Source organism: Limnohabitans sp. MMS-10A-192 (assembly GCF_003063335.1).
GTDB lineage: Bacteria > Pseudomonadota > Gammaproteobacteria > Burkholderiales > Burkholderiaceae_C > Limnohabitans_A.
Map to the genome: position 1 here is coordinate 1 of NZ_NERX01000002.1, position 13,133 is coordinate 13,133.

Consider the following 13,133-nt stretch of genomic DNA (forward strand, 5'->3'; position numbering starts at 1 on the left):
TTCTTTAGCCATTTTTCAATCCTTAAAAAGAGCAATGCCCGTGTGTTGGTTTAATGTTTGCATCAGGTTGCTTGATCACTCCGCACGGGCACAGAGTGGCACTTGATCGCAGACAGTTTCTGAACTTTCAGATCTGACTATCGCTTGCTTTTAGTCAGTGGTGCCGGACCAAATTCGCTGGGGCGAATTTGGTCCGGCACACAATTTTTTACTTAGCTCGTGCAGCGACGATGGCTTCTGCCACGTTACGTGGGGCTTCAGCGTAGTGCTTGAATTCCATCGTGTAGGTGGCACGACCTTGCGACATGGAGCGCAGGGTGGTCGAGTAACCGAACATCTCGGACAATGGCACTTCGGCCTTGATGGCCTTGCCGCCACCGACCATGTCGTCCATACCTTGGACCATGCCACGGCGTGAGGACAGATCGCCCATCACGTTACCGGCGTAGTCTTCTGGGGTCTCGACTTCCACAGCCATCATGGGCTCCAGAATCACGGGGCTGGCTTTGCGGCAACCTTCTTTGAAACCAAAGATGGCAGCCATCTTGAAGGCCATTTCGTTCGAGTCCACATCGTGGTACGAACCGAAGTGCAGTGTGACCTTGACGTCCACGACAGGATAGCCCGCCAAAACGCCTTGACCCAAAGCTTCGATCACGCCTTTTTCCACCGCAGGGATGTATTCGCGAGGAACCACACCGCCCTTGATGGCGTCAACGAATTCAAAGCCCTTGCCTGGCTCTTGAGGCTCAACCTTCAGAACCACGTGGCCGTATTGACCCTTACCACCGGACTGACGCACGAACTTGCCTTCGGCTTCGTCCACGGTCTTGCGGATGGTTTCGCGGTAAGCCACTTGAGGCTTGCCCACGTTGGCTTCCACACCGAATTCACGCTTCATGCGGTCAACGATGATCTCCAGGTGCAATTCGCCCTGACCACCGATGATGGTCTGGCCGGATTCTTCGTCGGTTTGCACGCGGAAAGATGGATCTTCAGCGGCCAGACGCGCCAGCGCCATACCCATTTTTTCCTGGTCGGCTTTGGTCTTGGGTTCCACAGCTTGACGAATCACGGAGTCAGGGAACACCATGCGCTCCAAGGTGATCACTGCGTTGGGGTCGCACAAAGTTTCGCCAGTGGTGACGTCTTTCAAGCCCACGCAAGCAGCGATGTCGCCGGCACGGATTTCGTCGACTTCTTCACGGTTGTTGGCGTGCATCTGCACGATACGACCGATACGCTCTTTCTTGCCACGCACCGCGTTGTACACGGTGTCGCCTTTTTTCAAGACGCCGGAATACACGCGCACGAATGTCAACTGACCCACGAACGGATCGGTCATCAATTTGAACGCCAATGCAGAGAATTTTTCCTCGTCGTCAGCCTTGCGTGTGACTTCTTTTTCGTCTTCGTCAAAGCCCTTGATGGCTTTCACGTCGAGAGGGGATGGCATCAATTCAAGAACCGCGTCCAGCATGCGCTGAACGCCTTTGTTCTTGAACGCTGTACCGCACAACATGGGCTGGATTTCGCTGTTGATGGTGCGAACGCGCAGGCCGTGTGTGATTTCTTCTTCGGTCAAGTCGCCTTCTTCAAGGTACTTGTTCATCAGCTCTTCAGAGGCTTCAGCAGCTGCTTCGACCATCTTCTCGCGCCACTCTTTGGCCACTTCGACCAAGTCAGCTGGAATCTCTTCGAAGGTGAACTTCATGCCCTGGGAAGCTTCGTCCCAGATGATGGCTTTCATCTTGCGCAGGTCAACCACACCGGTGAAGTTTTCTTCAGCGCCGATTGGGATCACGATGGGCACAGGGTTGGCCTTCAGGCGCAACTTCATCTGCTCCACGACTTTGAAGAAGTTGGCACCGGTACGGTCCATCTTGTTCACAAAAGCCAAGCGTGGCACTTTGTACTTGTTGGCCTGACGCCACACGGTTTCAGACTGGGGTTGCACGCCACCCACAGCACAGTAAACCATGCAAGCACCGTCCAACACACGCATGGAACGCTCAACTTCAATCGTGAAGTCAACGTGGCCGGGGGTGTCAATGATGTTGATGCGGTGGTCAGCGAAAGAGCCGTCCATGCCTTTCCAGAAGCAGGTGGTCGCAGCGGAAGTGATCGTGATACCACGCTCTTGTTCCTGCTCCATCCAGTCCATGGTGGCGGCGCCGTCGTGAACTTCACCAATCTTGTGGTTCACGCCGGTATAAAAAAGAATACGCTCGGTCGTTGTGGTCTTGCCGGCATCAATGTGAGCCGAGATACCAATATTGCGATAGCGCTCGATGGGGGTATTGCGAGCCATAAATTTCTCCGATGATGATGTACTAAAGCCCGCCACCCCTTATGGGGCCAGCGGGCCGGCTTCTGACAGTGTCGGGCCTCTTTATGAAGCCCTTGTGAATCAGAAGCGGAAGTGCGAGAACGCCTTGTTGGCTTCGGCCATACGGTGAACTTCGTCACGCTTTTTCATGGCGCCGCCACGGCCTTCGTTGGCTTCGAGCAGTTCGTTGGCCAAACGCAGGGCCATGGACTTCTCACCGCGCTTGCGAGCGGCTTCTTTGATCCAGCGCATCGACAGAGCCAAGCGACGAACAGGGCGCACTTCAACAGGCACCTGGTAGTTCGCACCACCCACGCGGCGGGATTTCACTTCCACCATGGGCTTGACGTTGTTGATGGCGATGGAGAAAAGTTCAACAGGGTCTTTGCCTGTTTTCTTTTCCATGTTTTCGAGGGCACCGTAAATGATGCGCTCGGCAACAGCTTTTTTGCCGCCTTCCATGATCACGTTCATGAACTTGGACAATTCGACATTACCGAACTTGGGATCCGGCAGGATTTCACGTTTAGGGACTTCGCGACGACGTGGCATATTTCACCTCATATTGCTTCAGTTGGCATCTTTTCAGACACCGCGAGCGTTATTCAAAACACTCACTTACTCGACCCACCTGGACAATTCCGGGCTTCGGGTCACTTCGCTGATTCACCGCGCCACGCGGGAAACAGCACCGAAAAATTTCAACCCAAAAGGGCTTACTTGGCCTTTGGCTTCTTCGCGCCGTACTTGGAGCGAGACTGCTTGCGGTCTTTCACGCCTTGCAGGTCCAAAGAACCGCGGACGATGTGGTAACGCACACCTGGCAAGTCTTTGACACGACCACCGCGCACCAGAACAACAGAGTGTTCCTGCAGGTTGTGGCCTTCACCGCCGATGTAGGAGATGACCTCAAAACCGTTGGTCAAGCGCACTTTGGCAACTTTACGCAGAGCGGAGTTAGGCTTCTTTGGCGTTGTGGTGTACACACGGGTGCAGACACCACGACGCTGTGGAGAGTTTTGCATCGCAGGGCTTTTGGACTTGATCGTTTCGACCTCGCGCCCCTGACGCACCAATTGATTGATGGTTGGCATTGTTTGTAACGTCCCTAAACGTTTGAATTAGACAAAAGAAACTTCCCCGCCCCAAAAGCGGAAAAGCCCGCCAGTATAACCGCCTGGCGGGCTTGTGACAAGTTATCCACAATTTGAGGGGGCTGACGCCTCGCCGATTCACTTGATCCAGAGGCGAAGCGCATCCCACGCACGGCCCAGAACACCGGACTGCTCCACCCCCTCCAGCACCACCAAGGGGACGTCCAGCAAGGGCTGATCGCCACGCAAAATTTGCAAAGCGCCTACGGCCTGCCCTTTGGCGAATGGCGCCACCAAGGGGTCCGGGCGGACCACCTGGGTTTTGATCTGCGCCGTGCTGCCTGCAGGCACGGCCACAACCAAGGACTGGAATGAGCCCAGTTTCAATACATTTTCCTTGCCCTTCCAAACCGCTGGCATGGCCACCGGCTGGTTCGCGTCAAACAGCTTGACCGCATCAAACGCGGTGTAACCCCAATTCAAGAGCTTCTGGCTTTCATTGGCGCGGGCATTTTCGCTGTCGGCCCCCACCACGACGGACAACAAACGACGCGTGCCCACGTTGGGAAAATCGCGCTTGGCCGTCGCCACCAAGCAATAGCCCGCTGCTTGGGTGTGACCTGTTTTCAAACCATCCACCGTGGGATCTCGAAACAACAACAAATTGCGGTTGGACTCGTTGGCTGCAGGGGTGCCCGGATAACGGTACTTCTTGATGGCGTAGTAAGGCGCATAGTCGGGAAAATCGCGCATCAGGCGCGTCGCCAAAATACTCAAGTCACGCACCGAGGTGATGTGCCCCGGGGCGGTCAAGCCCTCCGGGTTCATGTAGCTTGTTTGCTTCATGCCCAGCGCCTTGGCCTGCTCATTCATCATCTGCACAAATCGGTCCGCGCTACCGCCCACACCTTCGGCCAAAGCCATGGTCGCATCGTTGCCAGACTGCACGATCATGCCCTTGATCAGGTCTTCCACCGGCACCTTCATCTTGGGGTCGATGAACATGCGGGAGCCCGGCATCTTCCAAGCGCGCTCGGAAACGGGGAAAGACTGTTGGAGGTCAATCTTGCGGGATTTCAGCGCATCAAACACCAGGTACGCCGTCATCAGCTTGGTCAACGATGCCGGCTCGACCGTGGTATCGGGGTCTTTGGACGCCAGCACCTGATTGGCCGTGATGTCCAGCAACAAGTAAGCCTTGGCTGCAACTTGGGGCGCCTGAGGCATTTGGGCCTGGGCCGCGAAAGTGACCACCATCCAGGCGCAGGCCAGCAAAATTTGGATCCAACGTTTCATGAGTTCCACCAGGCCCCAGCCCAAAGGCCATTACAGATCAAGAGATCAAGCCTTCAAGTGCCGCACCACCAAAGACTTCAAAAGGGGCAATTGTCCATGAAAGAAATGCTCCACCCCGGGAATCACCGTCACCGGCAAGGTTTGAAGGCGGGCCCAGTCCATCACGCTGCTCAGCGCCACCGTATCGTCCTGTTCACCGTGGATGACCAAGGTGCGCTCATGCAAGTCGGGCGCAACCGGCGCGACCGTGAAACGGGAGGCCGCCGTCCCCACCAAAACCAGCTTATCCAAGGGGCGCTGCGCGTGCACGGCCTGCGCCACATGGCTGGTGACAAAAGCACCGAATGAAAAACCGGCCAAAGCCAGGGGACCATCGGGTGCCACTTGCTCGATCACCGACAGCATGTCTGCAGCTTCGCCACGCCCTTCGTCATAGACACCCGCGCTGGCGCCCACCCCCCGAAAATTGAAACGCACAGCTTGCCAGCCACACTGAACAAAAGCGCGTGCCAAGGTCTGTACCACTTTGTTTTGCATGGAGCCCCCAAACAATGGGTGAGGGTGCGCAATCACGGCGGTGCCACGCACCCGGCCATCAGGGGGCTGATCGCGCAAAGCTTCGATCGCGCCTGCGCCGCCTTGAAAGATCAGAGATTGGGTGGACGAATTCATCAGCGTCCCAAATGTTCCGGCGTCACCAGGCGATCAACCACCTGTCCGTTCTTCAAGTGAGACTGCACAATTTCTTCGATGTCGTTGTGGTCCACATAGCTGTACCAGACGCCTTCTGGGTAAACCACCGCCACGGGACCGCCAGAACAACGGTCCAGACAACCCGCCTTGTTCACACGGACTTGCCCTGGACCGGCCAGTCCCAGCTCTTTGATGCGGTTTTTGCAATGGTCAAATGCGGCTTGGGCATTGTGCTGGGCACAACTGGCCTCGCCGTTCTTGCGCTCATTCAGGCAAAAAAAGATGTGGTGTTTGAAATAAGGGTGGGGGTTTTCTGCGGTCATCTCCGAATTTTAGGCGCCAAGACCCGGCAAGCTAAGGCGCCAACTGTGAGGAAGACAAGCGTCGAATCAAATACAGCAAAGCGGCATAGGGCCACAGCCAACCCAGCCACTGGATCAAGCCATGAAAACGGATGAACCGCCCTTGCTCCCAAGTCTGCAATGTCAAGGTGAAATAAGCATCCGCAGATGCGTTGTTGAGCAAGCTCAATTGCCAGACCAACACCACCAACGCCAACACCAGGCAAGCTCTTGCGGGCGCAAAGGCCAAAGCCAACATGCCTACCACCGCTAAAGCCAACCCCATGCCCACCTCGGTGCTGACCCACCCCCAAGCGTGGTTTGGACCATACGTCAATGCAGCCGACAAGGCACTTGCGGCTACCCCCAGAGCCAACACCAGGAAGGCCATCACAAAACGCTGGTGACGTTGCCGCAACACACTGAAAGCCACCAAACAGGGCAGCAAAAGTCCAATCGTCACGCACAGCATTTCGCTCACGGGCAGCAAGGGCTGCAGCTCCACTTCGCGCAGGGGCATCCATTCCAGCAAGGGTGACTCCTGAAGCAGGTTGGACAAAGCCGCTTCGACCCGCTCCAGCACCTGACCCAATCCGAAAGCCACCGGTGCAGGGAACAACAAAGCCATCGGCCACACCAGCAACAAAGCCAAGGCTCCGCCCGCATCGACCACAAACCAGCGGTCACGAAAACGGCTCCAGCGCTCCATCAGGCCAACCCACTCCAAGGCACGCGCCGTCACCGCCCCCATCAAAGCTCCGGCCACATTCAGCGCGGCATCCACATTGGAGGGCACACGCACGGGCAAAAACATCTGCAAAGTTTCCATGGACAGAGACAAGCCTGTCGCCGCCAAAGTGGCCAGCCAGATCCCTGGCCAGCGTCGGCGGGTCCGATGCAATGCCAGCGCCAGCAAAAACCCCAAGGGGGCATAACCCAGCACGTTGGACAGCACATCAAAGCCCGTCCAGTATTTGGGCAAAGGGGCCCAAAGAAAGGACCATGGCGCTATGCCCTGAACACGCCAGTTGTCAAAAGGGTACAAACTGGCATAAACGATCAGGACCATGTAGATCCACGCCAAAGGCCACGCCGCTGTTTTGCGCATCATGACTTGGCACACACCCCTCAGAAGGGCTTGACCACCACCAAAATGACCGCAGCCAGCATCATCAAAACCGGAGCTTCATTGAACCAGCGGAACCAGACGTGGCTGCGCTCCATGCGACCAGCTTCGAATTTGCGCAAGATCAGACCGCAGCCGTGGTGGTAGCCGATCAGCAACAGCACTATCAGCAGTTTGGCGTGCATCCAGCCCTGCCCGGGGCCACGGCCGATGCCATACACCAGCCACAGCCACAAACCCAAGGCCAAAGCGGGCGCCGCCAGAATCGTCATGAACTTGTAGAGCTTGCGCGCCATGAGCAGCAGTCGCGCGCGCTCCGCTGTTGAGTCCGGCGCCACCATGGCCAGGTTCACGAAAATGCGGGGCAAATAAAACAGGCCCGCAAACCAGCTGGCGATGAAGACAATGTGAAGGGCTTTGATCCAGAGCATGGGGCAAGTGTAGTCAGGGACCAGCGCATGCGGTGAACCTGGACGCATTCGGGCAAAAAAAACCCTCGGCCAGGGGCCGAGGGTGGGAAGCCTTTTTGCTGTCACACATCAAGGCGCCCGCTCAGGGAGGAAAAGCGGGAGGCAGCAAGCTGCCCGGTCCGAATTTATCAAATATCAAAACCGATAACAAGCTTGTTTCCAATTTTTTTATTATTTTTGATGGTTGCGCTTGCACTCTCGTGACGCGGCTTGCTACAGCCATCCGCAAAGCGCAAGCGACTTCAGGCACAATTTTCCACATGAACCCCGTCGCACCTTTTCCCTTCAGCCGCCCACGACGCCTGCGCCGTGACGAATTCACCCGCAACTTGGTGCGCGAGCACCAAGTCACGCCGCACGACCTGATTTACCCCGTGTTCGTGCTGGACGGCCAGAACCAGCGCCAGCCAGTGGGCTCGATGCCCGGCGTGGAGCGCCTGTCGCTCGACCTGCTGCTGCCAGTGGCCGAAGACTGCGTCAAGCTGGGCATTCCGGTCATGGCGCTGTTCCCGGTGATCGACGCCAGCCTGAAAGACCCCACGGGCAGCGAAGCCATGAACCCGAACGGCCTGGTGCCGCGTGTGGTGCGTGAGCTGAAAAAGCGCTTTCCCGAGCTGGGCGTGATGACCGATGTGGCGCTCGACCCCTTCACCAGCCACGGCCAGGACGGCCTGCTCGATGAGACTGGCTACATCCTGAACGACGAAACCACTGCCGTGCTGGTGCAACAGGCCCTCACGCAAGCCGAAGCAGGGGTGGACATGGTGGCCCCCAGCGACATGATGGACGGGCGCATCGGCGCGATCCGCCAGGCGCTCGAAGCCCGTGGCCTGATCCACACGCGCATCATGGCCTACAGCGCCAAATACGCCAGCGCCTTTTACGGCCCCTTCCGCGACGCGGTCGGCTCGGCGGGCAACCTGGGCAAGAGCAACAAAAAGGTCTACCAGATGGACCCCGGCAACAGCGACGAGGCCTTGCGCGAAGTCGCCATGGACCTGGCCGAAGGCGCCGACATGGTGATGGTCAAACCCGGCATGCCGTATCTGGACATCGTGCGCCGCGTCAAAGACGAGTTCAAGGTGCCCACCTTCGCCTACCAGGTGTCGGGTGAATACGCCATGCTCAAAGCGGCAGCACAAAACGGCTGGCTGGACCACGACCTGGTCATGATGGAAAGCCTGTTGGCGTTCAAGCGCGCAGGTGCTGACGGTGTGCTGACCTACTTCGCCCGCGATGCGGCCCGCCTGATCCGCCAGCAAAGCTGAAGCACCCATGCGGGTCATCACCGTCAGCGGCCAGCAAGTCCATGATGGGCGGGCTTTGCCGCAAGCAATGCCCGAGCACGGCTTTGTCTGGATCGCCTGCTCCCGGTCTTATTTCCAGACCGCACTGCCTTTGATCCAGTCCGCGCTGGAGCGCTTGACCGGGCAACCCTTGGTCGATCTGCACACCTCGGACCTGCTGAACCCGCAATTGCCCTCGCGTTACGACTTCAGCTCACAGTACGACCTGATGGTGTTCCGCCGCCTGGCACAGCGGCACGAAGATGCTCCGTCCGATACGGGCAAAGCCAAGCGCCCTGGCCCTCCGGTCCTGCAACGCATCGACACCAGCCCGGTGGGCTTTGCGGTGTTTGACCGCGTGCTGCTGAGCGTTCACCCGACCGACTGCGCAGTGCGCGAGGCCTACGCCAGCCGCTTGCTGGCCAGCGCCGGGACTGACGATGCGACCGATGTGCGCTCGGCCGGTGCGCGCGGCGTGCCCCACAGCCCCGCCGACATGATGCTGCGCATCGTCAGCCACATGGTCGACGGTTATCTGGACCTGCGGCGGGAACTGAGCCGCCAGCTCGACCATTGGCAAGCCGAGCTGCTGCACCCCCGCACCCGCTTCAACCGCTGGGACGCTTTGCTGCAAGCCCGCCTGGCGCTGCACCAGCTCGAAGACCTGTGCGACGACCAGCACAACGCGATCAAGTCATGGACCGAATCCTTGGACAGCTGGGGCATTGGCCTCGACAGCGCCGCAGTTCACGAGCACGAACTGCTCAAGATCCGCAGCCGCGACGTGCTCGAACACATCGACCGCGTGGTGCAACACGTGCGCCGCCTGGAGCACAACACCGAGACCGCGGTGCAGATGCACTTCAACGTGCAGGGCAACCGCACCAACGACATCATGCGCACCCTGACGGCGCTGACCGCGATCTTTTTGCCGCTGAACCTGATCGCGGGCATCTTTGGCATGAACTTCGAGTTCATCCCTTGGCTGCACCAAGCCTCCGCATTTTGGTGGACGCTGGGCAGCATGGGCCTGATCGCCCTGACCATGGGCCTGGTGTTCTGGCGAAAACGCTACCTGGCCCGCACTGGCGGCTGAATCAGGACAGATGTTGCGCGAAGAACGCCAAGGTGCGTTCACGCGCCAACTTGGCCGAGGGCTCGTGCCAAGCACCGCGCTGGTCACAGTTGAAACCGTGGTGCGCCGCATAAGTGAAAACTTGCACCTCGGGATGCGCCTTCTTGAAAGCCTCCACTGTGTCCAACGGAATCCACTTGTCTTCCTCTGCAAAATGCGCCAACACGGGCACCTTGGCCTGGCGGGCGATTTCCGCTTCGCTCGTCACACCACCGCCGTAATAAGGCACTGCCGCACTCAAGCCCTGGAGGGTGCAGGCTGAGCGCCAGGTCAACAAGCCGCCCCAGCAATACCCCACGATGCCCACCTTGCCACCCGAGGCCTTGGCCGCATGGTCAATGGCCGCCTGAATGTCGGGCATCGCGCCCGGTGCGGGCAAGGCCTCGACCGCTGTTTTGTAGCCAAAGCCTTCGCCCATGTCGGCTTCGCTGTAGCCCAGCTCCACGCCAGGCTTGGCGCGGTGGAACATGGCGGGCGCGACCGCCAGATACCCCTGGGCGGCATAGCCATCGGCCACATGGCGGATGTGGCTGTTGACGCCAAAGATTTCCTGAATCACCACCACAGCACCTTCGGGTGTGCCGGCAGGGCGGGCTTCGTAGGCAGGCACCAAAGTGCCGTCAGCGGTTTTCAGTTCAATCATGTTTCCCATGGTCTTCTCCAGTTGTTCACATGCCATCAAGAAGCCAGTGCCCGCTCGACAAAGTCAAGCCGGTCCTGGCCCCAAAAAATTTCGCCACCGATCACATAGCTGGGTGCACCAAACACACCCGCGTCGATGGCCGCCTGCGTGTAGGACTCATAGCGCTCTTGAACTGCCTGGCTGTGCGCTTGCTCCAACACCGCAGCAGGCAAGCCTTGCTCGGCCAGCAACTGGGCCAACACTTTCTCATCGGCAATGTTGCGCTCTTGCGCCCAGCAAGCCGACAGCACTGCGCCGGCGACCTTCATGGCAGCTGCTGCGCCTTGGGCCAGTTCTGCCGCAATGATCACGCGCGCGGCATCGTCACCCCCGACGGGAAAGTAGCGGGGCTTGATGTTCAAAGGTGCATTCAGGTGCTCACTGAAGCGCTGCAATTCCATCAAACGGTAGGCCTGCCGCTGCGGCGCGCGCTGACCCAAAGGCAACCCACCCGAAATCGGAAACACCTTGCCCCCCAGATCAATGGGCATCACGCGCAGGCTGGCGCCCGTTCGCTGCGCAATATCAGCCAAGCGTTGGTGGCCCAAATAAGCCCAGGGGCTTTGCGGTGCGAAGTAATAGTCCACTGTGCGACCCATGAAATCTCCTGAGGTGTTGTGTAATGTTCAGACGAAACAGCGGTTGTAACCGTCCCGATGAATTTTTGCAGGAGACATGCGATGAACAAGGTCTTGTTGGTGACCGGTGGCAGCCGGGGTATCGGGGCAGCGTCGGCCCTTTTGGCAGCCCAGCAAGGCTGGTCGGTGGCGGTCAACTACACCGCCAATTCTTTGGCCGCTGACGAAGTCGTGCGCCAGATCCGCTCTGCGGGTGGGCAAGCCATCTCGGTCAAGGCCGATGTGGCCGAAGAAGACCAGGTTTTGCGCATGTTCGAGCACATCGATGCCAAACTCGGTCGCCTGACAGGCTTGGTCAACAACGCAGGTGTGGTGGATGTTTATGCCCGCGTGGCCGACATGAGCGTGGCGCGCTGGAAACGCATGTTCGACATCAACGTCATGGGCAGCTTGATCTGCGCCCGCGAGGCCGTGCGCCGCATGAGCACTCGCTACGGCGGCGAAGGCGGCAGCATCGTCAACGTCTCCAGCGCCGCATCGCGTTTGGGCTCACCCGGTCAGTATGTCGATTACGCCGCCGCCAAAGGCGCCATCGACGCCTTCACGCTGGGTCTGGCCAAGGAAGTGGCAGCAGAGGGCATCCGCGTCAATGCCGTACGCCCCGGCCTGATCGACACCGAAATCCATGCCTCGGGTGGCCTGCCCAACCGCGTCAAAGACCTGCAACACCTGGTGCCCATGCAACGCGGCGGCACCGCAGAAGAAGTGGCGCAATCCATCGTGTGGCTGCTGTCAGACGCCGCCAGCTACACCACCATGAGCTTGATCGACGTCTCCGGAGGGCGCTGATGGCCGAGTTCAAGTATTACTGGGAAGATTTTGCGGTGGGCCAAGTGCGCGACCTGGGCACCATCACGCCCAGCCGCGAAGAAATCATCGCCTTCGCCCAGCAGTTTGATCCACAACCTTTTCACCTGGACGACGAGGCTGCCAAAGCCTCGGTGTTTGGCGCCCTGTCGGCCAGCGGCTGGCACACCTGCGCGATGGCCATGCGGCTGATGGTGAGCAACTTCCTGTGCGAAACCTCGAGTCTGGGCTCGCCCGGCCTGGAGGGCATCAAGTGGCTCAAGCCCGTTTACCCGGGCGACACTTTGCGACTGCAGTCCACAATGCTCGAGACCAAGCCCATGAGCAAACGACCCGACGTCGGCATGACGCGCAACCTCTGGGAAATGTTCAACCAGCACGGTGACAAGGTCTTGCACATGGAAGGCTGGGGCATGTTCAGAAGGCGTACCCCGGCGGTCTGAAGCGCAGGGGCAACGCACAATCGTGCCCGTCACGCGCATGGCCGGCGGCTTTGCAAGCCGCTTCCTGCGCTGGCTGCGAGATCAGACCGCACCCGCAAGGCAACAGCTCAACGCGGCAATATTCAGACTGCGGCAGTCTGCAAATTGGCCCCACGCTCGATCACGAATTCGCAGTCCACGAGCTTGCGTGAGTGGTTCAAATCGCTTTGCGCGATCAACACCGACACTTCTGTGCCTTTGAGTCCGGCAATGACCTCGCCCAGTCGCTTGGACAAGGCAGGCGCCACACCCTCAAAGGGCTCATCAAGCAACAACAGGCGGGTTCCCACCGCAAGAGCTCGTGCCAACGCCACCAGCTTTTGTTGACCGCCCGATAGCAGCAAGGCGCGGCGGTCTTTCATCTCCAGCAACTCGGGCAAAACTTTGTAGACCAGCGCCAACCGCTCCTGCGGGTCCAGCGACGGGCTCACCCAAACGGGAATCAGGATGTTCTCTTCCACCGTCAACTCAGGCACCAGTCCACGGTCCTCGGGCATGTACCCGATGCCCAACCCCGCCCGTGCGTGCGGGGGCAAGGCGGACAAATCCTGGCCATTGAAAGTGATGGTGCCTTGTTTCGGTGTCAAGTGACCCATCACCGAGCGCAGCAAAGTGGTCTTGCCCGCACCGTTTCGGCCGATCAAACCCACCATGGTGCCGTCTTCGACGGTGAGCGACAAACCGCGCAAAGCGATGACCGACTGGATGGCCACATGGAGGCCTTCTACCTTGAGCATGCGTGTTCCTTTGGGCT

Annotated in this window: 15 protein-coding genes; 4 read left to right on the plus strand and 11 right to left on the minus strand. The window is 58.9% G+C overall.

The annotated features are described in order from the left end of the window. Window positions 1-208: 208 nt before the first annotated feature. From fusA to B9Z43_RS04930, 8 genes are all read right to left on the minus strand, one after another. The gene (gene fusA, locus B9Z43_RS04895) at window positions 209-2,311 is read right to left on the minus strand and encodes an elongation factor G (RefSeq protein WP_108323318.1); all 2,103 of its coding nucleotides are present in this window, start codon (window positions 2,309-2,311) and stop codon (window positions 209-211) included. 99 nt (window positions 2,312-2,410) lie between these two features. Continuing rightward, the gene (gene rpsG / locus B9Z43_RS04900; RefSeq protein ID WP_019426275.1) at window positions 2,411-2,881 is read right to left on the minus strand and encodes a 30S ribosomal protein S7; all 471 of its coding nucleotides are present in this window, start codon (window positions 2,879-2,881) and stop codon (window positions 2,411-2,413) included. Window positions 2,882-3,045: 164 nt separating this feature from the next. Continuing rightward, complete coding sequence (gene rpsL / locus B9Z43_RS04905) at window positions 3,046-3,423, minus strand: 30S ribosomal protein S12 (RefSeq protein ID WP_011466063.1); 378 nt, start codon at window positions 3,421-3,423, stop codon at window positions 3,046-3,048. Window positions 3,424-3,561: 138 nt separating this feature from the next. Beyond that, the gene (locus B9Z43_RS04910; protein WP_108324107.1) at window positions 3,562-4,719 is read right to left on the minus strand and encodes a D-alanyl-D-alanine carboxypeptidase family protein; all 1,158 of its coding nucleotides are present in this window, start codon (window positions 4,717-4,719) and stop codon (window positions 3,562-3,564) included. Between the two features lie 45 nt (window positions 4,720-4,764). Continuing rightward, window positions 4,765-5,391: an alpha/beta hydrolase gene (locus B9Z43_RS04915; RefSeq protein ID WP_108323320.1), complete on the minus strand. Its 627-nt coding sequence runs from the start codon at window positions 5,389-5,391 to the stop codon at window positions 4,765-4,767. Then, the gene (locus B9Z43_RS04920; protein ID WP_108323322.1) at window positions 5,391-5,735 is read right to left on the minus strand and encodes a ferredoxin; all 345 of its coding nucleotides are present in this window, start codon (window positions 5,733-5,735) and stop codon (window positions 5,391-5,393) included. The genes B9Z43_RS04915 and B9Z43_RS04920 overlap by 1 nt, the downstream gene beginning before the upstream one ends. 31 nt (window positions 5,736-5,766) lie before the next feature. Further along, the gene (locus tag B9Z43_RS04925) at window positions 5,767-6,861 is read right to left on the minus strand and encodes a VanZ family protein (protein WP_199222264.1); all 1,095 of its coding nucleotides are present in this window, start codon (window positions 6,859-6,861) and stop codon (window positions 5,767-5,769) included. A 20-nt stretch (window positions 6,862-6,881) separates the two neighbouring features. Beyond that, the gene (locus B9Z43_RS04930) at window positions 6,882-7,310 is read right to left on the minus strand and encodes a CopD family protein (protein ID WP_108324108.1); all 429 of its coding nucleotides are present in this window, start codon (window positions 7,308-7,310) and stop codon (window positions 6,882-6,884) included. 299 nt (window positions 7,311-7,609) lie between these two features. Between B9Z43_RS04930 and hemB the strand changes: the two genes are divergently transcribed. Both hemB and B9Z43_RS04940 read left to right on the plus strand, forming a co-directional pair. Beyond that, window positions 7,610-8,617, plus strand: coding sequence for a porphobilinogen synthase (hemB, locus tag B9Z43_RS04935; protein WP_108323326.1), 1,008 nt, complete (start codon window positions 7,610-7,612; stop codon window positions 8,615-8,617). 7 nt (window positions 8,618-8,624) lie between these two features. Next, entirely contained in the window at window positions 8,625-9,731 is a 1,107-nt protein-coding gene (locus tag B9Z43_RS04940) for a magnesium transporter CorA family protein (RefSeq protein WP_108323328.1), read from the plus strand. Window position 9,732: 1 nt separating this feature from the next. On the opposite strand, the gene B9Z43_RS04945 is transcribed toward B9Z43_RS04940, so the two are convergent. After that, window positions 9,733-10,422, minus strand: coding sequence for a dienelactone hydrolase family protein (locus B9Z43_RS04945; protein WP_108324109.1), 690 nt, complete (start codon window positions 10,420-10,422; stop codon window positions 9,733-9,735). A gap of 26 nt (window positions 10,423-10,448) precedes the next feature. Next, window positions 10,449-11,051 carry a 2-hydroxychromene-2-carboxylate isomerase gene (locus B9Z43_RS04950; RefSeq protein WP_108323330.1) on the minus strand — a complete coding sequence of 201 codons (603 nt, stop codon included), beginning with the start codon at window positions 11,049-11,051 and terminating at the stop codon, window positions 10,449-10,451. An 81-nt stretch (window positions 11,052-11,132) separates the two neighbouring features. On the opposite strand from B9Z43_RS04950, the gene B9Z43_RS04955 reads away from it, so the two are divergent. Then, window positions 11,133-11,879 carry an SDR family oxidoreductase gene (locus B9Z43_RS04955; protein ID WP_108323332.1) on the plus strand — a complete coding sequence of 249 codons (747 nt, stop codon included), beginning with the start codon at window positions 11,133-11,135 and terminating at the stop codon, window positions 11,877-11,879. Then, window positions 11,879-12,340 carry a MaoC family dehydratase gene (locus tag B9Z43_RS04960; RefSeq protein ID WP_108323334.1) on the plus strand — a complete coding sequence of 154 codons (462 nt, stop codon included), beginning with the start codon at window positions 11,879-11,881 and terminating at the stop codon, window positions 12,338-12,340. The genes B9Z43_RS04955 and B9Z43_RS04960 overlap by 1 nt, the downstream gene beginning before the upstream one ends. Before the next feature lie 122 nt (window positions 12,341-12,462). Here B9Z43_RS04960 and B9Z43_RS04965 read toward each other — a convergent pair whose 3' ends face one another. Next, entirely contained in the window at window positions 12,463-13,116 is a 654-nt protein-coding gene (locus B9Z43_RS04965; protein ID WP_108323336.1) for an ABC transporter ATP-binding protein, read from the minus strand. Window positions 13,117-13,133: the final 17 nt, after the last annotated feature.

What these genes read in the sequence shown, in the direction of transcription:
- fusA (WP_108323318.1), bottom strand. Translation starts at nt 2,311, where the DNA reads ATGGCTCGCAATACCCCCATCGAGCGCTATCGCAATATTGGTATCTCG.
- rpsG (WP_019426275.1), bottom strand. Translation starts at nt 2,881, where the DNA reads ATGCCACGTCGTCGCGAAGTCCCTAAACGTGAAATCCTGCCGGATCCC.
- rpsL (WP_011466063.1), bottom strand. Translation starts at nt 3,423, where the DNA reads ATGCCAACCATCAATCAATTGGTGCGTCAGGGGCGCGAGGTCGAAACG.
- B9Z43_RS04910 (WP_108324107.1), bottom strand. Translation starts at nt 4,719, where the DNA reads ATGAAACGTTGGATCCAAATTTTGCTGGCCTGCGCCTGGATGGTGGTC.
- B9Z43_RS04915 (WP_108323320.1), bottom strand. Translation starts at nt 5,391, where the DNA reads ATGAATTCGTCCACCCAATCTCTGATCTTTCAAGGCGGCGCAGGCGCG.
- B9Z43_RS04920 (WP_108323322.1), bottom strand. Translation starts at nt 5,735, where the DNA reads ATGACCGCAGAAAACCCCCACCCTTATTTCAAACACCACATCTTTTTT.
- B9Z43_RS04925 (WP_199222264.1), bottom strand. Translation starts at nt 6,861, where the DNA reads ATGCGCAAAACAGCGGCGTGGCCTTTGGCGTGGATCTACATGGTCCTG.
- B9Z43_RS04930 (WP_108324108.1), bottom strand. Translation starts at nt 7,310, where the DNA reads ATGCTCTGGATCAAAGCCCTTCACATTGTCTTCATCGCCAGCTGGTTT.
- hemB (WP_108323326.1), top strand. Translation starts at nt 7,610, where the DNA reads ATGAACCCCGTCGCACCTTTTCCCTTCAGCCGCCCACGACGCCTGCGC.
- B9Z43_RS04940 (WP_108323328.1), top strand. Translation starts at nt 8,625, where the DNA reads ATGCGGGTCATCACCGTCAGCGGCCAGCAAGTCCATGATGGGCGGGCT.
- B9Z43_RS04945 (WP_108324109.1), bottom strand. Translation starts at nt 10,422, where the DNA reads ATGGGAAACATGATTGAACTGAAAACCGCTGACGGCACTTTGGTGCCT.
- B9Z43_RS04950 (WP_108323330.1), bottom strand. Translation starts at nt 11,051, where the DNA reads ATGGGTCGCACAGTGGACTATTACTTCGCACCGCAAAGCCCCTGGGCT.
- B9Z43_RS04955 (WP_108323332.1), top strand. Translation starts at nt 11,133, where the DNA reads ATGAACAAGGTCTTGTTGGTGACCGGTGGCAGCCGGGGTATCGGGGCA.
- B9Z43_RS04960 (WP_108323334.1), top strand. Translation starts at nt 11,879, where the DNA reads ATGGCCGAGTTCAAGTATTACTGGGAAGATTTTGCGGTGGGCCAAGTG.
- B9Z43_RS04965 (WP_108323336.1), bottom strand. Translation starts at nt 13,116, where the DNA reads ATGCTCAAGGTAGAAGGCCTCCATGTGGCCATCCAGTCGGTCATCGCT.